Annotated in this window: 14 protein-coding genes; all 14 read right to left on the bottom strand. The window is 60.7% G+C overall.

Going from position 1 to position 19,817, the window contains the following annotated elements; genetic code table 11:
• Positions 1 to 2: 2 nt before the first annotated feature.
• The 14 genes from ACJ77P_RS00910 to ACJ77P_RS00845 all read right to left on the bottom strand — a co-directional run bounded on the left by ACJ77P_RS00910 (position 3) and on the right by ACJ77P_RS00845 (position 19,662).
• A complete protein-coding gene (locus ACJ77P_RS00910) occupies positions 3 to 269 on the bottom strand; it encodes a hypothetical protein (protein WP_408998775.1) in 267 nt (88 codons plus the stop codon).
• 3 nt (positions 270 to 272) lie between these two features.
• Positions 273 to 2,132, bottom strand: a complete 1,860-nt coding sequence (locus tag ACJ77P_RS00905) for a DEAD/DEAH box helicase (RefSeq protein ID WP_408998774.1) — start codon at positions 2,130 to 2,132, stop codon at positions 273 to 275.
• Positions 2,132 to 2,932, bottom strand: a complete 801-nt coding sequence (locus ACJ77P_RS00900; RefSeq protein ID WP_408998773.1) for a hypothetical protein — start codon at positions 2,930 to 2,932, stop codon at positions 2,132 to 2,134. The genes ACJ77P_RS00905 and ACJ77P_RS00900 overlap by 1 nt, the downstream gene beginning before the upstream one ends.
• Entirely contained in the window at positions 2,929 to 4,935 is a 2,007-nt protein-coding gene (gene pglZ / locus ACJ77P_RS00895; RefSeq protein ID WP_408998772.1) for a BREX-3 system phosphatase PglZ, read from the bottom strand. Before pglZ ends, ACJ77P_RS00900 begins: the two co-directional genes overlap by 4 nt.
• A complete protein-coding gene (locus ACJ77P_RS00890; protein ID WP_408999385.1) occupies positions 4,928 to 7,777 on the bottom strand; it encodes a helicase-related protein in 2,850 nt (949 codons plus the stop codon). Before ACJ77P_RS00890 ends, pglZ begins: the two co-directional genes overlap by 8 nt.
• Positions 7,767 to 9,527 carry a DUF262 domain-containing protein gene (locus ACJ77P_RS00885; RefSeq protein WP_408998771.1) on the bottom strand — a complete coding sequence of 587 codons (1,761 nt, stop codon included), beginning with the start codon at positions 9,525 to 9,527 and terminating at the stop codon, positions 7,767 to 7,769. Before ACJ77P_RS00885 ends, ACJ77P_RS00890 begins: the two co-directional genes overlap by 11 nt.
• A gap of 24 nt (positions 9,528 to 9,551) precedes the next feature.
• Positions 9,552 to 12,242, bottom strand: coding sequence for a DNA methylase (locus ACJ77P_RS00880; protein WP_408998770.1), 2,691 nt, complete (start codon positions 12,240 to 12,242; stop codon positions 9,552 to 9,554).
• Positions 12,243 to 12,252: 10 nt separating this feature from the next.
• A complete protein-coding gene (locus ACJ77P_RS00875) occupies positions 12,253 to 15,981 on the bottom strand; it encodes a DUF6079 family protein (protein ID WP_408998769.1) in 3,729 nt (1,242 codons plus the stop codon).
• Between the two features lie 34 nt (positions 15,982 to 16,015).
• Positions 16,016 to 16,492 (bottom strand): BREX-3 system P-loop-containing protein BrxF, encoded by a 477-nt coding sequence (gene brxF / locus ACJ77P_RS00870; protein ID WP_408998768.1) that lies wholly within the window; start codon positions 16,490 to 16,492, stop codon positions 16,016 to 16,018.
• The gene (locus ACJ77P_RS00865) at positions 16,492 to 16,698 is read right to left on the bottom strand and encodes a helix-turn-helix domain-containing protein (protein WP_137424074.1); all 207 of its coding nucleotides are present in this window, start codon (positions 16,696 to 16,698) and stop codon (positions 16,492 to 16,494) included. The genes brxF and ACJ77P_RS00865 overlap by 1 nt, the downstream gene beginning before the upstream one ends.
• A 117-nt stretch (positions 16,699 to 16,815) precedes the next feature.
• Positions 16,816 to 17,391 carry a gamma-glutamylcyclotransferase gene (locus ACJ77P_RS00860; protein ID WP_408998767.1) on the bottom strand — a complete coding sequence of 192 codons (576 nt, stop codon included), beginning with the start codon at positions 17,389 to 17,391 and terminating at the stop codon, positions 16,816 to 16,818.
• Positions 17,388 to 18,170, bottom strand: coding sequence for a class II glutamine amidotransferase (locus ACJ77P_RS00855; RefSeq protein ID WP_408998766.1), 783 nt, complete (start codon positions 18,168 to 18,170; stop codon positions 17,388 to 17,390). Before ACJ77P_RS00855 ends, ACJ77P_RS00860 begins: the two co-directional genes overlap by 4 nt.
• Positions 18,170 to 18,670 carry a DUF5049 domain-containing protein gene (locus tag ACJ77P_RS00850; RefSeq protein ID WP_408998765.1) on the bottom strand — a complete coding sequence of 167 codons (501 nt, stop codon included), beginning with the start codon at positions 18,668 to 18,670 and terminating at the stop codon, positions 18,170 to 18,172. Before ACJ77P_RS00850 ends, ACJ77P_RS00855 begins: the two co-directional genes overlap by 1 nt.
• Positions 18,667 to 19,662, bottom strand: coding sequence for an amidoligase family protein (locus tag ACJ77P_RS00845; protein WP_408998764.1), 996 nt, complete (start codon positions 19,660 to 19,662; stop codon positions 18,667 to 18,669). Before ACJ77P_RS00845 ends, ACJ77P_RS00850 begins: the two co-directional genes overlap by 4 nt.
• Positions 19,663 to 19,817 lie beyond the last annotated feature (155 nt).

The raw sequence follows: 19,817 nt of genomic DNA, 5'->3' as shown, positions 1-19,817 counted from the left end.
AGTCACAGTTCCTGCTCCGATTCAATATCTATGTGGGGAACGTCGTCCTTTCTATCCAGTTCGTGCTCCAATCCATCGAGCTCTTCCTTAGCTTTCTGAAGTATCAACGCTGCGCACTCCATGCAGTAGTTGTTCTTCGACATGTTCTCTTTGATGACCAGACACTTGTCACCCTGGCAGATAACGTGCTCCTGGTTCCGCGAGCAGTGCCTCCGCCGCTGGGCGGTCTCAAAACAGGCGGACACGAGAAGGCGTTTCAGCTTGGGCATCGGTCATCTCCTTGAAAGGCGCTCCTGGATTTGGGCTTGGACGTTGTCCCCGATCTGATCAATCTGGTCCAGAACCTCCTCCAGCCGTTCCAACGGAATTTCACCGCGGGTTCCGCCGTCCGCCTCGAGCCGCTCGTTGACGGCTCCGTTCACGATCATGATGACAGCCGCGTAGTTATTGGCGCTTCGCAGCTCAGGGTATGCCAGGACGATGTTGCGGCCGTTGATGGACGCGCCGAGGGCGTTCAGAATACGGCTGGCCAGTGCCCGGGAGCGCTCGTTGAGCCTTCGGCGGGCTTCCTGGCGACGACGCTGGGGCGTGACCGGTATCTCCCGTGGCTCCATGCTCTCGCGAGTCCGAGCCTGGATGAGGCGCTGGCGAAGATTTTCGCGGGAAAGCCCGAGGGCCTCAGGGTCAAGGCCGCGTCTCCGAAACTCCTGGACGAGGTCGTCGATCACAGCGTCATCCATCGGGTCGAGGTATTCCTGCTCGATGAAGTGGCTGATGATCTCGTTCTGCACCACCATGTCCGGCGTCAGGCGTCGCCGGCGGCCCGACTCATCGGCCGGAGGTCGCTCGTCGCCCGCTTCAAGCCAGCCTTGGATGAGTTCCTGGTCCTCCTGGTCGATCCGGCGGAAATCATCCCAATGGCGGTCGATGTTGAGCCCCACGTGGGAGACTGCCACGCCCCGGTTGTCCGGGTGCTGGGGATTGTTCTGGTGGATCACCCGCATGACCCTTCCGATAAACTGGACATAGGGCGACAGCGACCGGAAGGGCTGGAAGATGGCGGCCACGCTCAGGTTCGGGTGGTCAAATCCCTCGCCGAGCATCCGGACTTGGACGATGCAATCGATCCGGTCGCGCCGGAGGTCCTGGAGCACGTCCTCAATTTCCTCCGCCGGCATGTTGCTGTGGATTTCACGCGCCTGCAGACCACGTTCAGCGTAAAGGGAACGAACCTGGCGGGCATGGTCCACCGAACAGGCGACCGCGATTAGTTGGTGGAATGTGCCAGTCTCTCGAAGGTGCTGAAGCCACTGAATGCTGGCGTCAACGATGGAGCGGTTGCACTCCGGCGCGAGGGCCACGCCACGGCTGAACCATTCCTCGTCCCGGAGTTGAAGGACCTCCTCAAGGGTGTGCCGTCGGGCATCTCCTCGATAGGTGAAGGAGATCTCCTCTGGCGCGACATTTACGGCCGTGATTTGTTTGATGTAGCCTCGCACCATGGCGGTCCGGAACGGATAGGCATAAACCCGCTCGCCAGAGATCTCGCGTCCGTCGCCTCTGAAGGGGGTGGCGGTAAGGCTCACGACCTTGGCGTTGGGGAACCGCTCGAAAACTCTTTCCCAACTTCTGGCGACGTTGTGATGCCCCTCGTCCACCAGGATCAGGTCGAAGAAATCATCCGCGAAGGCCGGAAGCCAGCGGTCAGCCCGGCTGGCCAGTTGCTGGATGTTGGTAACCACGATATGCGAGCTCTCGCAGTCGTGGATGTTCGCATCCTGGCCGTCCAGGACGGCCGGGAAGGGGCCATGACTCACGTCGGTCAAAACACGCGTGGAGGTCAAGAAGCATTCCCGCCCGGCGACATCGAAGGCGGTGGAAATGCCCCGTCGAATCTCAAGGTTTGGGGCGATCACCAGTACCCGACCCTGGGCGGTCTCAAACGGCAGTAGCGCCATGAGGCCGGTTTTGCCGCAGCCCACCGGAATTTGGAGGATGGCGTGCTCGGAACTGTTCCGGAAATGTTGGCGCGTGCGAAACCATCCCTCGACCTGGGGATCGCGCAGGTTCGGGTTGCCCTGGATGAAGGGCCGCGCGTTATTGAAAAATCTGGCTATTTCCTCGTTCGTCATTAGCTACTCCCTGAGTCCCCAAGCTTGCTTCTTTTTGGTTTCTTGCGATGATCTTCACGCAGCATGACGAGATCGTCGTCCAACCCGTGGCGGAGAAGATCGAGTCTGGATGACGCGGCCACGAGATTTTCGGCGTGGACCGGCTTGATTCGGAACGGGAAGAGGCTCGGGCTGTCGATCAGATCTTTCAGCGGAGCCGAGCCGTTGGCGCGGGCATGGAGGGACGCTTCGGCCAGCCATGCGATCAGTCGGGATTCCTCAACAGCCAGCGTTGTCCCGGCGGAGTAAATGCCCTTTGCGCCGGTCTCCTGAAGCACGCCCCAGTCCAGGTACGAACGCAGCACGCGGCGGGCCGCTCGGGAAACAGTTTCCCGCTCGCCGTATTGCTCGCGAACCCGGCGCTGGACATGAGCTGCGGCAGCGGAACCCTGAAGCCTCAGAAGACGGCCGGTCTGGGTGGCTACACCCGACCAGAACGGGTAGACGGCCATGACCATCCCCCAGTGGATGGCCAGATGATCGCGTCGAGGAACACGTTTGAGTAGTTCCAGTCCTTCGATGCGCAACGACTCGAGTTCGCTCGGAACCGTCAGCCACGTCTTCAGGAGAATCGTGATGATCTTCTCACGATTGCCACGCTCGGCCTGTCCGCCTACGGACACCTTGTCCTTCAGCAAATCCTGCAAGGCTTCGTTGACCGCAGCCTTGTCATTCCCTGCCAAGACCAGGTTGGCCGTCTGCTCAAGCCATTCCAGACGCACCCGCTGACTGAATCCGATCTGGTCGGTCCGTCTGGTCATTCGCCCCTCCTGTCAATTTGGATCAGAGGGACGATGAGTTCCTCGACTGAAACGCCGCCGTGGCTCACGGTGCGCTGCTTTTCCTGGACAAACGCCTGCCGAGCAGGGGCCAGCAGGGCGAGGTAGTCCTCCGGGAGACCAACGGTTCCCCATTCCAACGCGGCTGGAAAGCGTTCTTTCACTTTTCCGCGAAGGGCCGCGTCTGGATAGATGCGGACTCGTTCGCCGCGCAGGTCCGCCACAGCCCCTTCGAATGGACGACCGCAACCTTCCGCCTCGAGGTTGCCATGATCAGAAGTCAGATAGACACGGAAGCCCCGATCCAAGAGCAGATCGAGGAGTGTGTTCAGGTACGGCTGCTTGGCCCACTGGCACACCTGGTTGTGCATCCCGGCGGTGCCCATTTCCATCCCGTGCATGATCTTGTCGACCTTGTCCACGACCAGCCCGGCGACTCTTGCCTTGGGATGAGAAAGCGCTTCGGAAACGGGTTCCAGACCGCCGTCACCGAGCCCCTTGAGGTAGACGACCTCGTTTGGCATAAGGCCCTGATCCGCCCAGAATTGCGCCCAAAGAGCGGGTTCCTTGTCCGTGGTCTGGATGCTGTTCGGAAAAAAGATGGGAGCCTTGCCTGCGAATGTTGCCTGGCGCGAGACGGAGGTAAGCGAAGGAATCCAGGCAAAGACCGCCTGCTCCCGGAATCGCAGCCCGGGCTGTTTTGAGGCAAGTGCTTCGCGGACTACCAGCCATTGGTCCAATGCAAGGCCATCCACCACGATCAGTGCGATCTTGGCGGTGCGGTCTTCTCCCATTTGGCGGGCAAGAAACCGCGGGAGGTGATGCAACATGACTGGAGGCACCGGTGGCAGGTTGACAAGCCCGGCATACCGCTTGAAAAGCCAGGCTGCGAAACCGGCATCCACCTGTGCCTGCAAGTTCTTGATGCGTTCGCCCGTCGGTTCAGAAATCGCTTCGGCCTGATCGTTCGCCAGCAGGATCGTCTCCGCCCATCCGCGGGCAAAGTGGAACCAGTCCGTGTGCTTCGCGTCCTCGGCCGGAATGGATGCCTCCAGGCTGTCGATGAGCTTGCCCAGGCGACGGGACCTGTCTTCGATGGGAGCGGTTCGAACGCCGATGCCTACCCAAGTTCTGGACAAGGTGTCCGCATGCTCGTGTGGGACCGAGTGCAGCACCCCCTCCACGAACAGGTTGTCGATGTAGACCCGGATGTCATGGTGATCGAAGGGCAGTTCGACAGGTCCATCAATGGACAGACCGTAGGGCTTCTCATCCTCACGAACGCCGGACGTCCCTTTGGCTGCTTCAAGGTCAAGGAAGATCGGCCAGCGCTCCTGGAGGAACGCGAAGAACGCCTCCCGGTCTGAAACAAGCGTCTCAAGCGGCCAGTCGTCGAAGGCGTTGCTCTGGCGCAGAAGCTGGATGAACCGATTGTCAAGGTCAGCCGGGATTCTCTGGCCGCGGTAGTGACGGCGCAACAGCACTCGCAGGAGGTCCGATGGCTGTTTGACCAGCTCGGGCGCGATTTCAAAGACGTGCCGGAGGACGAACTCCTTGGTGGCGTTGTCGCCCAACTGGCCGGGTGCATGTCTCTTCTGCGCCTCATACAAGGCATCGAGGTCCCCACGATCCAGGGCGGTCACAACCGGGTAACTGAGGTTCGGGAAGATGTCGCCGAGGTTGAAGGAGAGTCTGCGACCGGCCTGGAGGAGATCATAGGGCAACCCACTGAGGTCGCTTGCTTGCGAGCGCAATACGACGACAAGGTCCGTGTGCTCGCCGCGGTCCCAGCGTGAGCGAAACTTCGACTCGTAGGCGTAACGGAACGCGATGTGGTCTTCAAACGGGATCAGCTCGAATCCACGTTCGCGGACGCCTTCGAGAATCCCTTCTTCAAGGAGAAGTCCGTCCGGGTCGGCCACCAGGGTGAGTCGAGCGACCTTCGGGGTGAATTCCTTCAGGATTTGATCGCGCCAGCTACTCATGGCCACCGCCCTCCACCCGAATCACAAGCAGCGGCACCATTTCGGGATAGGCATGGGCTTTCTGATCGAGCTGTTCCTGGAAGCTCCGCTCTTCCTGCGAGAGGAGGTTCAGGCGATAGTTGCGGACCTGGGGCAGGCCAATCCGCTCGACGGTCTTGCGGCGCGCGGCAAAGGCGTAGTCAGCCTTCTCGCGCTCGCGTGCGATGCGCCCCCGGTGCTCTTGCACGAGCGCTTCGTAGATGGGCTTCCCGTGTTCTTCCGCGGCGCTTTGCAGCTTCTCAAAGGCAGCTTGCGAGACCGAGGTCTCCATCACTGACCGGACGTGTGTGCTTGCCGCGAGGAGTTGGTCCCACACGTGTCTGGCCGTCGGCATATAGACCATGCCGTTGTCGGCCAAGAAGAGAGGCATGATCCTTCGACGGTTCCACTCCATGGTGGCAATCGCGATCCGCCACAAGGACCAGACACCCTGAACTTCCTCGGAGAGACCTGGGATCGACACGATGGGGACCGGCTGGCCCGGCGCAAAACGTGGGAGCCGCATGGCCAGTCCGCGGACCTTCGGCTCTTCAAGGGTAAGATGCCGGGAGGCCGGAAGCCTCTCGGCTTCCTTGCCGGTGAAGACCACATTCTCATAGATCTCGCCGTCGGGCCATGTGAGGTTCCAACTCTGGCTTCTCCTCTCGGCCTGGCCGCCATGCGCCTTCAGGTAGCTCACGGTCATGCGCTCGACCCAATGGGGCAAGGGGTGAGTCAAGAGCCGCTGGGCTTCGCCAGGTTCCAGGTCCTCGGTCGCGCCAAGTACCGATGCGGTCGTGCGCGCCTCGCGAGCCTGCTCCTGCAAGCGGGCAACCACGCTCTCGACGGAGTCCTCCACCTTTTCGGGATTGAGGATCGCCTCGACATACATCTCGTCGAACATGTGACCCGCCTGGGCCGAGTCGAGGACGTCGCCGGTCTTGTCAATGCCGAACTCCTCGAATATGACGGCGAGCTTCTGCTCCAGGACCTCACGGACCCGGTGCTCAACCGAGCCCTCGAAGACGAAGTTGACCGCGCGCACCGCATGGGCCTGGCCGATACGGTCCACCCGGCCGATCCGCTGTTCGAGACGCATCGGGTTCCAGGGTATGTCGTAGTTGATCACCACGTGGCAAAACTGGAGGTTCAAGCCCTCCCCGCCAGCGTCGGTGGAGATGAGAATACGAACATCCTTGGCGAATGCCTCCTGGACCCGCTTACGCTCTTCCATGTCCATGGAGCCGTTCAGGCAGACGACCGAAAACCCGCGCTCAGTCAGGAACCGACGCAACATCTCCTGGGTTGGAACGAACTCGGTGAACACCAGCGCCTTGAGCTCCGGGTCGCTCTCCTCGGACTGGAGGCGGTAGAGCCACTCGAGTAGCGCCTCGGCCTTTGCATCCGGTCCGATCTGCTCGCATCGGGCCGCGGCCTCCAAGAGGAGCTTGACCTCGGCGCGCTCGTTCTTGAGTGCCTTGAGGCGGGTGCGGAGCAGCACATCGATCTGCTCCTGGCCGTCCAGGTCCGCCCATTCCTCCTCGGAGGTGAGCGGGAACAGTGTCAGTTGCTCCTGGGGTGCGGCGAGCGCATCGAGACGCCTTTCAAGCGTAGTGCGGATGGCGCTCGTGCTGGAGACCACCAGGCGCTGCATCAGGATCATCAGAAAGCCGATGTAGCTCCGCTTCTCCCGCATGGCCTGGTTGTAGCCTTCCCGCACGTATTCGGTGACCGCCTCGTAGAGGTGCTGCTGATTGCGGTGCCGCTCTTCCCATGAGACCGGGCCAAGCTGCGTGCGACGCGGCTTGAAAAGAGGCTTCCCATCGGCATCAATGGCGCGGCGCTTCTCGGTGCGGATGACATGCGGCTGGACCCGCTCGCGGGTGACGCTGCTGACGTCCGGGAACTCCTGGGCGTCGATCAGGGAAACCAGCCGATGAAAGGCGTCGGTTTTACCCTGGTGCGGGGTGGCCGAAAGCATCAGGAAATATGGCGCGGCCTCGGAGAGTCCCTGACCCAGTTTGAAGCGGGCCACCTGGTCTGTGCTGCCGCCGAGTCGGTGCGCTTCGTCCACGATGACCAGGTCCCAGCCGGCGGAGATCAGGTCCTCGAACCGTTCGCGATTGTGCTCGCTCACCTGAGCCGCGCTCCATCCACGGCGCTTGTCCAGGGGCTTGACCGAATCCATCGGCACGACCACCTGGGAGAACATCTGCCAGGCGTTGGCGGGCAGAACCTCCGGGTCGTGATTGCCCTTCTCGCCGTTTCCCGGGCCCGTCACCGGGACGATCCGTTTCAATGTCTTGATGTCCTCGGGAAGCACGAGCTGGAAGGTCTCCCCGAAGTGAAAGCGCATCTCGCTGACCCACTGGCTCACCAATCCCTTCGGGGCGATGACCAGCGTCCGCTTGACCAGCCCGCGAAGCTTGAGCTCCCGCAGAATGAGCCCGGCCTCGATGGTCTTGCCCAGGCCGACCTCGTCCGCCAGGAGATAGCGCACCCGGTCATTGGCGATGGCGCGGGATAGAGCGCGAATCTGGTGCGGAAGCGGGATGACGGAGGACTCGATGGGCGCGAGCAGGACGTCCTGGGTCAGGGCATCTGCCACCCGCGCGGCAGCGGCGATGTAGGCGATATCGTCCGGCGAGCCGGTGCCCGCGCTCTCCAGAGGCTTGAGCCTGGAAGCCGGGATGCGGACCACGGAGTCGCGGCCGGGCAGCCAGACGCGGCAGGTCGTCTCGCCCCAGAGCGTCTGGGCTTCGATGACCTGACAGAGCTGCCCGTGGTCCGGGCTGAAGTACCAGCTATTTGCATCAATCCGCATCATTCAACAGCTCGCTTAGCTCCAGAGCTTTGCCCTCGCACACGCGATGAGCCGCCTTTGCCAGAACCTCGGCCCTGGCGGACAGAAAAGCGTCATAGTCGTTCTTTACCCGACCGCGCCGTTCATCGTCGGGGATGCCGTCATAACCGACTGCCAACCGGGCGTAGGGAATGAGGTGCGTTCTCAGTCGCCGCTTCATTTCCTCTTCCCCAAGGGCGCAGTTGTCCGCCCGTTCCTTCAGATAGGTAATGGGGTCCTTGTCCGAGATGGTGCGGTTTGTGCGCCAAGTCACCAGAGCGCAGTTGAGCGCACGGAAGATCTGCTCATCGGGGATTCCCGCATCATCGAGCGTCGCGGCCGGAAAGAGGTGGTGATACTCTCGGGGATGCTCCTTGGATGTGATGGTGGCGACCGTCGCCCGCGCCCCGTCGGCCAGGTCCTCGGCACCGCACTTGAGCTGCAGCGACAACAACCCACGGCCAAGGATGGACTTGCGTTTCGGCCAGTCGGCCTGCAACACCATTTCCTTTGAGGGAAGCGGATACGATTCCTGGTTCAAAATCGGCACAACGTCCTCGGCTGTACCGTCGCAGAGCACTTTTCGTAATCCGCGGTAATCCTGCAGGGCGTTGGATGTAGATGACTGCTCGTAGCGCGAGGTCAGGAAAGCCCGCCAGAGATATTTTCGCAGGAGGAGCCGGGCATTGCCCAACTTGTCCGGCTGCGTCGGCAGGTGCTCCCACATCGCGGCGAGGATGGGGATGGCCGTGTAGCTCGGCAGCCGCTGGGCGTCGAAGATGCTCTCGTCTTCGAGGAAGCTCACCATACCCTTGATGCTTTTGACGACCGAATCCCACTCGTTGAGCATCCGGGTGTAGTCGATCCCCCGGTATCCCGCCTGGCTTGGGATGCGGTCCTGGCGCAGAGCCACCACGTCCAATACCAGACTCGGCAGGTCAGCGTATTCCGCCGCCCGCGGAACGGCCATGTTCAGAGCATCCACATGTTCGTGGAGCGATTTCCCGGTTTCTTCTTCCACCAGCGCCACCACGATGTCGTAGGTGGACAGGTGAACCGAACTGGTGTTCATTTTGATGAAGACGTCCAGAGCCACTTCCTTGGGCGTCTTGGCCGGCAGCGCCAGGTACGGCAGATTGAATGCCTTCACCTTGTCGCGCAGTGCGATGATCTCATCGAACAGCTTGTCTTTTTTATCGTGATCGTTTCCAACAGAGGTCGCGATCCAATGACGAATCTCCGGGAGGATGTCATCCGGTCGCAGCAGAGTGATCGGGATAAACCCTCGGTTCCAGCACTCCTTTGGATCGTCCACCCACATCGGATAGCGACTGCCGTTCTTGCTCCAGCGGGCCTGGCCGTAGACATAGGGTAGCTTCGTGGACCCATCACCGGGGTCATCCTCGAAGCCGATCAGGTAGCTCCGGTCCGCGTACTTATCGTGAAGACTGCGCCACAGGGCCGTCAGCCGCTGCTGGCCGTCCAGGAGTTGCTCGGTCACCTTTTCGCCCGACTCCGGCGCGTCGACCATGGTGCGGCTCTTGAACTTCTCCTCATCGCCGACCTCCAGGATCAGCGTCGCGCCTGAAGGCAGACCGCGCAGAACCGTCGTCAAGAGTCCGGAGACCTCTCCATGTCCCCAGGCCATGAACCTCTGGAACCGGGGCAACGTGATTTGCCGCGACCGAATGCGGTTGAACCATTCCGGCAGAAACCGGTCATGCGCATGCATGGGCAATTTCTCCTTGGATCGTCATCATGCGTCCTCCCCCGAGCGGGTGAGCGCCTGGTCGTACCACATGAGGAGCTTGGGGTCTTCCTGGAGGATGTTTTCGGGAACCTTGCGGGCCACGGTGATGATCGTGGCGTAGTCGCGCTCCTGCCATGCCTTCTTGAATCCGGCGCGGACGGCCTCAAGGCGGAACACCTTCAGACGCTTCTGGCTGGATGTCCGGTAGTCATCGAACTCCTTGAGCAGCGACCGCTCGCGCAGCTTCTCCAGGTCGCCGGCTTTGTTCGGGTCCGGCACGTACCAGCGGTCCTTGGCCTTGGTGCGCAGGGTCTCGTCGTCCTTGGGCAGGTTCCGAAGCTCTTTGAAATTCGTGGAGAGGTAGCTGTGGATCTGGTTCGGCACTTCGCCCTTGCCGTCGTAGCGGAGGAAGTTCTGTTCGAGCAGCTCGGAAAGCTCCAGCGGCTTCTCGTACTTCTGCCAGCCGCCGATCTCCTTGAGAAACTGCGGGTGGAGTTCCTGAAACGTCTGAGGCTTCTTGATGATCTGTTGTTTGAGCCACTGGATGGCCGATGACTCATCGGTAACGAAAAGCTGGAGCTGCAAAACCTCGCGTACGGTCATCCGCTTCTTATCGTATTCGGCCACCTGATCGGCAAGGAAGTACATGCCGTCACGCTCGGAGAACCGCTGGACCAGACCGGCGTAAAACTCCGTAGCGGACAAGGGCACGGTTACGCCGCGCTGGACGTGGAAGGCCACCATTCGGTCGAAAAGCAGATAATTCTGACGCTCGGCGATAACCTCGGCTTGGCCATCCTTCGACACGAAAATTGGAAGTTGCTTTAGGTGGATGCGCACAAAGTCCCAAACGCCATCTTCTTTTCCAGCTTCAAGTCTAAAGCGATCTTCGAGACCACCGTTAGGTTTGTAGGCTGAGATGATGAGGTCTTGCTTAACTGCTCCAGCTCCTTGTATTTGCTTGAAACTCTTCTGCTTCTTATCAAGCGTTCTTACATCCGCAATAATGAAGCCAGAGCTAAATAACGCCTCTTGGATTGCTGCCCACACGGCATTTTGTGAGTTATGGAACACCATTGTGAGCCACCGACCGGGCTTTAACACTCGACAATAATGAGTTAGGCATTTAGACATCAAGCTGGAGTATTCGTATAAGCCCTTCCCTTGGACGCGCGATACCACGGCTTCCGTTGCGTTGTTCGTCCACACCCGAAGCCAAGACTCCCAAATAAAATTCAGATCGGAGTAGTTGAGGTTGCCCCCAAAAGGTGGATCAGTGAATATATAATCAATCGAGTCGCTCGGGATGCAGTCAAGGCCAGTTGCTGATTGGGTGCTTATCACAAAAGGTACGGTGCTCTTCTCCCCAATGATGGGCTGGGCGTATGAAATGCTCTCTTCCCACATCTTGTTGACGTTGTATTCATATCGCAACGAAGGCACATAGAGTGTTCCTGTTGTTATCCCTGTAGTTTGGCCTTTCTTCCACTTATGGAGCCTTGAAGCCCTCGGAAGCATTCGTGATAGCATAAAGGCCATATCATAAAACGCGCACGACTCTCTCACTTCGTGCCATATGAGTGACAAGCCGATGAGCATTCGGCGAGTGTAAAAATGATGAACATGAGTTAGCCCGGTCGGATCGTTTCGCCTGGCTTCATCTCCCTCGGGCATTCTGTCAGTAGGTACCGGAAAGGGCATTGGCATCATTGCCGACCTATGCAGAACTTCGAGGTCATCAGCCTGCGGGGTCCTAACCTTTCGTCCAGAACCAACAGTGTAATTAATAAGCACGGGGACTTCTTTTACCCGACGTACACTCTGTCTGAGGAATTCATCGAAATACGTCTCGAAACTTGGTGTCAGGGACCGCTTGCTAATGTTCGCGCCACATTGTGAACAAGTCTGCGTGTCTCGCATTTCTCCAGTATCGGGCTCTACGGCAATATCCCAGAACACTAACTCTGCCGAGCACTCGGGACAAAGAAACACATCCGACCATACGGTGTAATTCACTTGGCCATTTGTACGACCATCAGGTACATCGTAGAAACGGGACGTCTTCTCTTTCAAAACATTCTTAATGCGCTGATGTTCTTTTTGGGCAACTGCTGAGTCTGTCGGGCTCATCATGCGTGACGAGATGAAAGTGGCTTCTGGACTGAGATCCGTTAATACCACATTGAGTGAGTGTTTTGATGTGTGCAGTTTCCTTGCCGCAATTCCCGTCATTCCCGAGCCAGAGAAACCGTCGAGAACGCAGGTGGCCCCTTCGGCATAGTGCTTGAGATACTCTTGGATGGCGATATAGGGAACCTTGGTGTGATATGAATGAGACCGGTAGACCGGGTCGAACTTACCTGCACTTGTATCTGCGGCGAATGGTTCCCGGCTGTATGGCTTAGACGGGTCATAAGGTGTGCCATAGTGCCTGATGAAGTCCGCGATAAACGGATTCGGGCAGGCGGTGTAGTACGGCGGATCGGAGAGCGCCAGAATGTCCTCGTCCGAGCCGATGGGGAATCCCTCGATCTTGCGGAACTCTGGGTTCTTCAGCTTCTCGCGCAACTTATCCAGAAAGTAGTCCCGTCGCTTCTGGTCATTATCAAATGTCATCCCGAGGCACTCGACGGGTCCCTGCGGCTTGGCGGCAGGTTGTATGTCGAAGATGCTCTGCTCGTATGGATTCTTTGCCATCTGCCGCTCCTTACTCGAGTACGATCCGGACTTTGCCGGGTTCCTTGCCCTTGGTAAGCCCGTCCAGGTATTCCTCGAACCGCTTCCTCATCTCCGCCGGGGTGGCTGGTGAGCCGCCCGAGAGCAGGGCGTCGCGCAGGTCCGCGATCTTGACCGAGACCTTGGTGAGCCCGGAGAGCACCTCCTGCAAGGCGTGGATGAAGTCCTGGTCCAGGTCGTCCGGCAGGGTCCGCTTCTTGATAAAGCCGTCCACCAGCTTTCGCGGCTCAGGCTTGAGCAGGCTCAGGTTCCCCTTGGTGGTCGGGTCTTCGAGGTTGGCGAGCAACGTCTGGGTCCAGTTCTCGACCAGCTTATCGAGCTCGCCGTCCAGGGCGTCCAGCATCGTCGCTGCGGGAGCCGTGGGCGGTTCCGCGCCCGGTTTGAAGTTGCAGTGCGGGCAGACCGGCGATGCTTCCAGTTCCTGCTCGGTGAGCGCAAAGCAGCTCCTCAGGCCAGCCAAGCGGTTCTGGAAATCCGACAGGTGCTGGCGGGGCATCAGGTCGATGGTGGAGAGCTTCTGCAGGTCCTTGAGCCGCTCGTCACCCATGAGCTGGGCCTTGCGCTTGTCCTCGTTCACACCGAGACGCGCTTTCGCGTGCATAGAGAGGTAGGCCAGCAGGTAGGCCTTCTTGAGGTCGCCGAGTTTGCGCTGGGTCTGCTGGCGGAATGCCGCAGCGCTCCGCTTGGCCGGGTCGCCGATCTGGGCGAGGACCTCGTCCCGCGCCGTCTTCATCTTGTCGATCCACTCGTGGCCGGTGGGCAGGACAGCCTCGGCGGTGGAGAGGTACGAGGCCGTGGACCCGAGGTCGACCACCAGTTCCTCAAGCGATTTGATCTCGGCAAGGGATTCGAGTCCACTCCGATGGGCCGTCACTTCCGAGGCGTCGTAGCGGAAATTCTTGAGCTTGCCGGTCGTGGTGTAAGCTTGCAGGGATTCGAGGAAGGTCTTGGTCTCGTCCAGTTTCGCGCGGAGCTTCTTGACTTCGTCCTCGGCCAGCAGGCTGCGACCCCAGAAGAACAGCCCGGTCTGCATGCTCTGCTGTACGAGTACCAGCCGCTCGACGGCGTTGGTGACCGCCTTCTGCAGCTCCTGAACCGGTTCGTCCTTGCCCTGAGTGACCAGTTGCGCCATGCCCGGCGTGAGTCCGAGCAGTTCGAAAAGCGCCTTGAGCGCCGGAAGGTTCCAGTCCTTGGGCCGTTCGATGTGTTTGAACTGGGTAAGTTCATCGATGCCGGTTCCGGCCAATTGCTGGAGCCCGGTGGCATCGAACTTCTTGCCAGGGATGGAGAGGACCACTTCGCCGGCATAGACCAGCGCGGCCAGCACCACCACGGCCCATTCGGGTTCGAGGCGGAGCGATTGCGGAGCGAGGTATTCCACGCCGAGGACGTCCTGGATCAGCTCGGAGCGGTTAACCACCTGTCCGTGGCCCTTCTTCTTGGCGACGCCGAGAATGTACTTGGCGTATTTGGATCGGTAGGGATCGAGCCGCTCACCGTAGAGAAGCTCCAGGGCATCCAGGACTGCGGTGCCCTGCTTGGTGCGGTTCTGTCCGGCGATGGCGCGCAGGGCGTCCTGCGCAGCCTGGGCCCGGTTCGCTCCCGTGATGAGCACCGAGAAGAACGGGTATTCGGGAGCCTGGTCCTGGAACTTCGTCCCGAGACAGATGCCCGCGGTGGTGTTCACCAGGTCGCGGAAGTTGATGCGCTCGTGGGAGCCAATGCCGGAAAGCTCCCGGATGGACTTGCCCTTGGCCCATTCGGTCAGGGACTTGGCGCGCCCCTGGTAGGTGACCTCAAAGGCTGTGGTCATGTTCTTCTGGAGCCACTGCACAAGGTCGCGCAGGAAGTTCGAGGCCTTGGATTCGTAGGTGGACTTGGCGTGGCCCGAGGCGGTGGATGCAAGGTCCAGGGCTGCGGCGTAGCTTCGAAGCGCGGTGCGGAATTCTTCGTCCGTGTTCGTCAGGCGCAGGAACAGCTCCTCGGGTTTCTTCTCGTCCTTGAAATGCGGCGCGTCAAAGGGCTGGATGAAATAGAGGTAGAAGTCCCGCGGCGGCACCGCCGTGGAGCGCTCGTTGGGTGCGCCGAAGAAAAGGTATCCCAGGCGCGCAGCCTTACGTTCCAGCCATTCGAGTTCATGCTGCCAGATCTTGTAGCCCGTCACGTAGGTCTGGTCGGTGCACTCCATGACTCGCCGGAGCGCTTCGTAGTAGTAGCGGTCGAGCTGCGAAGAATCGAGGCTCTCGGCCCGCTTCTCGATCAGCGCGTCGAAGTCGTCAGTCTTCTTGAGGTCCAGGTAATACTGGCGGTTGTCCGGATTGGAGGAAATGAACTGCCCGCTGACTGTTTTGTGGATTTCCCGCAGGACGGTCTCCACCTGGGAGAGCAGGTCGTCGGCCGGATCGCCGCCCAGTTCCTCGATACCCGGCTGGAAGAGGCACAACCCGTCGCGCAGTTCCTCCGCCGTCGCGCCCAGGGTGGCGTAAATGTCGCCCGTCGTGAGCCGGTGGACCGACAGCGCATGGATGAGCTGGGTCGCCATGGGCCTGTAGGCCGGCCGGGTAAAGGCCTGCTGGATGCGCGACTCGAGCACCATGCTGCAATCGATGACTGCCTTGATGTCCGGAACGGCGCGGAAGGACGGGTTCTCGCGCAGGGTCGTCCAGTAGCCGTCATAGGCGATGACTCCGGGCCGGTCGTCGGGCACGTTCTGGTTGAGGAGCTTCTTCATGGCCAGGGACAGGGTCTTGAGCACCTCACGCTTTTCCACCGCGGTGACCCGCTCGAAGGTGTCGATGTAGTCCGGATGCACGGGGAAGAGGCGCACGAACTCGTCCATGCGCTCGTTCATGCGGCCATAGAACTTGGCGAAGGGTGTCAGGTACTCCCGGATTCTCACCTGCTGGTCGGCGGTCTTCTTGAGCAGACGCTCGGCCACCACGAACTTGACGTCCTTGCGGGCGATGAGGATTTGCTCGAAGCGGTCCTTCACCCGGCGGATGCTGTCGGCCACAAAGGAAAAACGAGGGCTGTCGAAAATGGCTTCCTGGACACCGGCGATGAAGCGGAACCGCAGGTCCTTGCAGACCTCGCCGATCTCGCGCAGGAAGTTGAGATCGAGGATGAGTTCCTGATCCTTGCGGGTGCGCAGGTAGTCGAGCAGTTCGTCCACCACCAGGAGCAGACCGTGGTCGGGATGCTCCTGGTGGAAGGCGGTCATCATCTCTTCGAAAGAACGCTTGTTATTGGACACCTTGTCTGCGGGCGGGAAGGAATAAGACACGCCCATTGCGGCCAGGTGCTCCTCCAGTTCGGCGACGAAAATGTCGCGCAGGGACATGGTGGTTGCGCCAATCTCGGTCCGGACTACCTTGAACCGTCCGCTGATCTTGCCCGCGGCGCTGGCCACGCTCTTGTCGTTCAGATGCGTTGCGAGATCGCCGTTTTCAGCCAGGGCGGAGATCACGGACATGAGGTGCGATTTACCGGTGCCGTAGTTGCCGACGACCAGCAGCCCCTTGTTATCCATGGGCTGGTCGAACTGAAGCTGAGGAACGACCAGACTGGTCAGCTTTTCGGCCATCTCTCCGGAGATGACATAGGTCTGGACAAGCTGCCGGGCAGCAGCGGCCTCGTCGGCGTCCCGTAGCTGGACCACGGACTCGATAGGCTCGAATTGGATCAGGTCTCCGTATTTCATCGCGTCTGCCCTCCTGCGTCTTCGTTCCTTGTCTTCATGCAACGGCCTCCGGGTTCACTACCAGGAAATCTCGTAGGGGATATCGTTTGTATTCGGGGTGGTCCGGCGTTGCATAGACCATGTGCTCTCCGTCGATGGAGCCGCTCCAGGCCGCGACCACCGTCTTGTTCCGCGAGAGCCCCTGCAGGAGCCGCAACGGGTCCTGCTTGAGCGAGACATCGAAGAGGACCTCGACGTTGTCCAGAAGAACCACATCGGCTGCGGATGCGCCCACGATCTCCGCGAGGAGGCGGGGCAACTGCAAGGCCCGCTGGCGCTCGGTGAGGTCGAGCATGCGCCGGGAAAGTTCGAGGTTGACGTTGACCAGAGGGGCCGCAGTGCGTTCATGAACATCCTGCAGCGCGGCGGTCTTGCCCGAACCGGCCGGGGCCACCAGCATGACAAGCCGGTGGTACAGCTCGGCAGCCTGGCCAATTCTCTTTATGACTCTATCGGCGAGTGGCTCCGCCATTAGCGATCTCCTCCTGAACCGGGCTCGTTCGCTCGCGTTTCCTCAAGCCAGTGGTCAATGGCTCCTTTCCGGAAACGCCAGTGCCGGCCGATCTTCTGGGAGGGGATCTTGCCTTCCCGAACGAGCTTGTAGAGCGTCGACTTCGGTATTTTCAGGTAGGCGGCCAACTCTTCGATGGTCAGTACGTCACCTGGTTTTTCATCCATCAAGCGCACCTCTCTGGTCTCAATGCAAAGTTCGACCCAGCATGCCTCATATCAAGCACATAATTTACAGTTATTGACAGTTGCTGTCAAGCGCTTTTGAAAGCGCAGAGGGAAAAATCAGCGCCAGATTCCGCCGGTTAGCTCCTTGAAGCTCCCGGTCCAGCGATCCCCCATCGCATAGAGCCAGACCGGGAGCCTGGTTCCGCTTGCCCGGACAGGGACCAGAACACGGCGGTAGAGGCAGGGACCGCCGGGGTGAAACCCCTCCAGCCGGTCGATGGCCAAAAGGCGGGTTTCGGGATCGTCGAAGGTGAGAATCTCCCCGTACACGGGGGCCCAGGGCGCGCTTGTGCCCTTCTTCGGAAGCCGGTCGGGGGTTGGCTCGGGATTGGACATGCGAGCCACGACGCGCGCTTGTGTGGCCACGTCGGCGAGTGGATTGGTGGTCCCGACGGCGAGGATATCCTCCTCCGGGACCTGCAGGATCGGGATTCCGGAGGATGTCTCGAAGAGGCGGCCGCGGACCAAGGCGTCCTCCACCGCCAGGACTCCCCGGCAGAAGCGGTCGTGGTTCCAGAAACCGCGCTTCAGTGTGCCGTAGACGAAGAGTCTCAGCATTCCGTTTGTGTTCGGCTTCAAGGGTTCTGTTGAGTTCATTGCCTGGTTCATGGGGTTCGTTGGAGTGTCTGTCATGGCTCCGCGCCCTTTCTCTCTTGGGCGACGAACTCGAACGGTTCCACCGAGTACCCGGCCAGGTTCTCGCGCCGGAACACCACCAGGCTCATGGGCGGGACCGCAATCTCACGCCAGCCTTTTTCCTCCGCCAGCACGGCGTCGAGGTATGCGGGGTCCGAAGCGTAGAGAACCGCTTTGCGGCGGGGATGCCAGCGCAGTTCCAACGGCCGGTTCCCCTTGAGCACAAAGACGGTGCCCGGGTCGGTCCGGCAGGCGATGACGGCGGTGATTTGCCCGCGGCAGCGTCGGAGCCGGGCTTTGAACCGCTCGATATCCATGGCCCCGTCCCGGGCGGCGTTCGCGGCCAGGCGGAACAGAATCTCGCTGTCCACCTCGGCGAAGCGCCGCATCTTCCAGCGCCGGAACAGGTAGTCGGCGTTGTAAATGGTGCCGTTGTGGGTGCCGATCACCTCCCCGGCGCGGATCGGGTGGTTGTTGCTGTTGACCCGCTCGTCCCCTCGGGTGCGCCACCGGGTATGGCCGAGCAGGAGCGTGGCGCGGTTGTCCATGGAGGCCAGGAGTTCGGCGAAGGCCTTGTCCATCACGAACCGCTCGGCCGTCACCGGGCGTTTGAAGAGACGGTGTCCGCCGTCGACATCAAGCCATGCCGCGCCGGTGGCATGTGGACCACGCTCCTCGCTCAGCAGCAGCAGGCGCGTGAAGAGCCAGGCGAGGTGCTCCCTCTCCTCGACGCGCCGCCGTTTTTTTCCGAAGATGACGCCCGCGAGCCCGCACATCAGGATTTCCCTCCCTGCGGGTCGACGACAAAACCGCGGAAGACGCCCTCGGCATATTCCTTCGGGTGCTCCGCGATCCAGCGCGCGGCGTCGGACCATCCGAGCTCCCCGGCCAGCCGGGCGACGACCGGTCGGTCGAGCATGTTGGTCTGCCCGGAGAGTCGGACCGCGTCGATGCCCTGCCAGACAATGGCAGGAATCGGTATCCGCGCGGGCTTGTCGTCCTGTACCTCGGCAAGGCCGTGTTTGATCAATGCATCTAAAAAGGATGCGGCTTTTTCCTCTGCCGTGTCGCCCCGGACCGCCAACTCGACACCGGACAGCATCTTGGCGTTGCGCAGGACCATGTCGATGTAGTCCTCGATGTCCCGCTGGTCGGAAAAAAGGGTGGCTCCTTTCATGGCTTGAACCATCTCGGTTACCGTCTCCCCGGTGAAGACCTCGCCGTCGCCTTCAAGCGGTCGCCCGTCGAGGGCGGTGTTTCGAATCAGCACTCTCATGACGCGCCTCCTTGCGTCCCGCCGGTCTCGTCCCCCGAAAATGCCGGAGGCCGGGTTTCGGGCCCGGCCTCCGTGAGGGGTTCCACCTTTGGGGCGGATTGTTCGTTTGGTTTCACCCTGCCGCGTTTGAAGGCCGAGTCTCCTGGCAGGGCGGCGATCAGATGCTTGCGCGCTGTCTTGAACTCGTCGCCGATGAGCCCCAGGTGGAGCAGGAAGACCCGGAAGTCGTACCGGGCGCTCTGCGGGTCGAAGGACCTCTTGCGGCTCGATGCTGCCCGTCCGTTCAGCGCCTTGGCTGCCACGGCGAGGACCAGTTGGACATAGGCTTTCACCTTTCCCGCGTGGAGCGTCCCTTCGAACCAGCGGAACTCAACCGTGCCCCGGTACCAGACGTTGTGCAGGTTCACCCCGTGGTAGCGGGTGCTGTCGTAGTGCTGGGGCTGCCGGTTGTGGCAGCCGTACCAAATGTGGTTGAGCTGGTCCCTGGTCCTGGGACGGCGACGCTCGATCTGCGCGATGAGATCGTCGCTCACCGGCTTGCTGTAGCTCCGGCGGCGGGTCTCGTTCACTCCCAGAGCGGTGAGTATGAGCGCTTCCTGTTTGTAGACGATCTTGGCGAGATTCGCGAGGGTCCGGCCGTCAAAGGCCGTGGCGTCGACGTGGACGTGGATGCCGCAGCGTTCGTCCACCTTGGCTCCGCAGGCCCGCAGCGCCCGGACGACCTCCTGGAGGACGGGGATATCCTCGTAAGACAGGACGGGACTCACCACCTCGGCTCGCAGGTGGACCGGCACATTGATGAGCGAACCGTCGGACACCACTTTCCAAACCCGTCCATGGTCGTCGGTGACCTCCCAGGGGTCGAAGCTCCCCGGGCTGCCGATGTGGCGGACCTGGCCGCCCACCACCGACTGAATCGCCTGGGCCACCCGCTCGCGCGTCCGTTTGACTGTCTCGATCTCGATTCCGAAGTTGATCCGGCGTAAGTCCATGGTCTCTCCTTGCGTTCTGTAAGCCCTTTCCCGGCAAGGGATTGGCTCTTCTGTTCACACACATACAGGCTTCTTTCCGAACAGAAAGCAAGGCGAATTCGACACATAACCCCTTTGATTCCAATGAGTTATGTACATGGGAGCGTAACCCGCGG

This window comes from Syntrophus buswellii, assembly GCF_046097065.1.
Lineage (GTDB): Bacteria > Desulfobacterota > Syntrophia > Syntrophales > Syntrophaceae > Syntrophus > Syntrophus buswellii.
Note: the sequence above shows the minus strand (reverse complement) of the source record. Positions and strands in the feature narration are given on the sequence as shown.

Excerpts from the sequence above, each read along its gene's own strand:
- ACJ77P_RS00855 (WP_408998766.1), bottom strand. The coding sequence starts at position 18,170 with ATGTGCGGGCTCGCGGGCGTCATCTTCGGAAAAAAACGGCGGCGCGTC.
- ACJ77P_RS00860 (WP_408998767.1), bottom strand. The coding sequence starts at position 17,391 with ATGACAGACACTCCAACGAACCCCATGAACCAGGCAATGAACTCAACA.
- ACJ77P_RS00890 (WP_408999385.1), bottom strand. The coding sequence starts at position 7,777 with ATGCGGATTGATGCAAATAGCTGGTACTTCAGCCCGGACCACGGGCAG.
- ACJ77P_RS00850 (WP_408998765.1), bottom strand. The coding sequence starts at position 18,670 with ATGAGAGTGCTGATTCGAAACACCGCCCTCGACGGGCGACCGCTTGAA.
- ACJ77P_RS00845 (WP_408998764.1), bottom strand. The coding sequence starts at position 19,662 with ATGGACTTACGCCGGATCAACTTCGGAATCGAGATCGAGACAGTCAAA.
- ACJ77P_RS00875 (WP_408998769.1), bottom strand. The coding sequence starts at position 15,981 with ATGAAATACGGAGACCTGATCCAATTCGAGCCTATCGAGTCCGTGGTC.
- ACJ77P_RS00900 (WP_408998773.1), bottom strand. The coding sequence starts at position 2,932 with ATGACCAGACGGACCGACCAGATCGGATTCAGTCAGCGGGTGCGTCTG.
- brxF (WP_408998768.1), bottom strand. The coding sequence starts at position 16,492 with ATGGCGGAGCCACTCGCCGATAGAGTCATAAAGAGAATTGGCCAGGCT.
- ACJ77P_RS00885 (WP_408998771.1), bottom strand. The coding sequence starts at position 9,527 with ATGCATGCGCATGACCGGTTTCTGCCGGAATGGTTCAACCGCATTCGG.
- ACJ77P_RS00865 (WP_137424074.1), bottom strand. The coding sequence starts at position 16,698 with ATGGATGAAAAACCAGGTGACGTACTGACCATCGAAGAGTTGGCCGCC.
- ACJ77P_RS00905 (WP_408998774.1), bottom strand. The coding sequence starts at position 2,132 with ATGACGAACGAGGAAATAGCCAGATTTTTCAATAACGCGCGGCCCTTC.
- ACJ77P_RS00880 (WP_408998770.1), bottom strand. The coding sequence starts at position 12,242 with ATGGCAAAGAATCCATACGAGCAGAGCATCTTCGACATACAACCTGCC.
- ACJ77P_RS00910 (WP_408998775.1), bottom strand. The coding sequence starts at position 269 with ATGCCCAAGCTGAAACGCCTTCTCGTGTCCGCCTGTTTTGAGACCGCC.
- pglZ (WP_408998772.1), bottom strand. The coding sequence starts at position 4,935 with ATGAGTAGCTGGCGCGATCAAATCCTGAAGGAATTCACCCCGAAGGTC.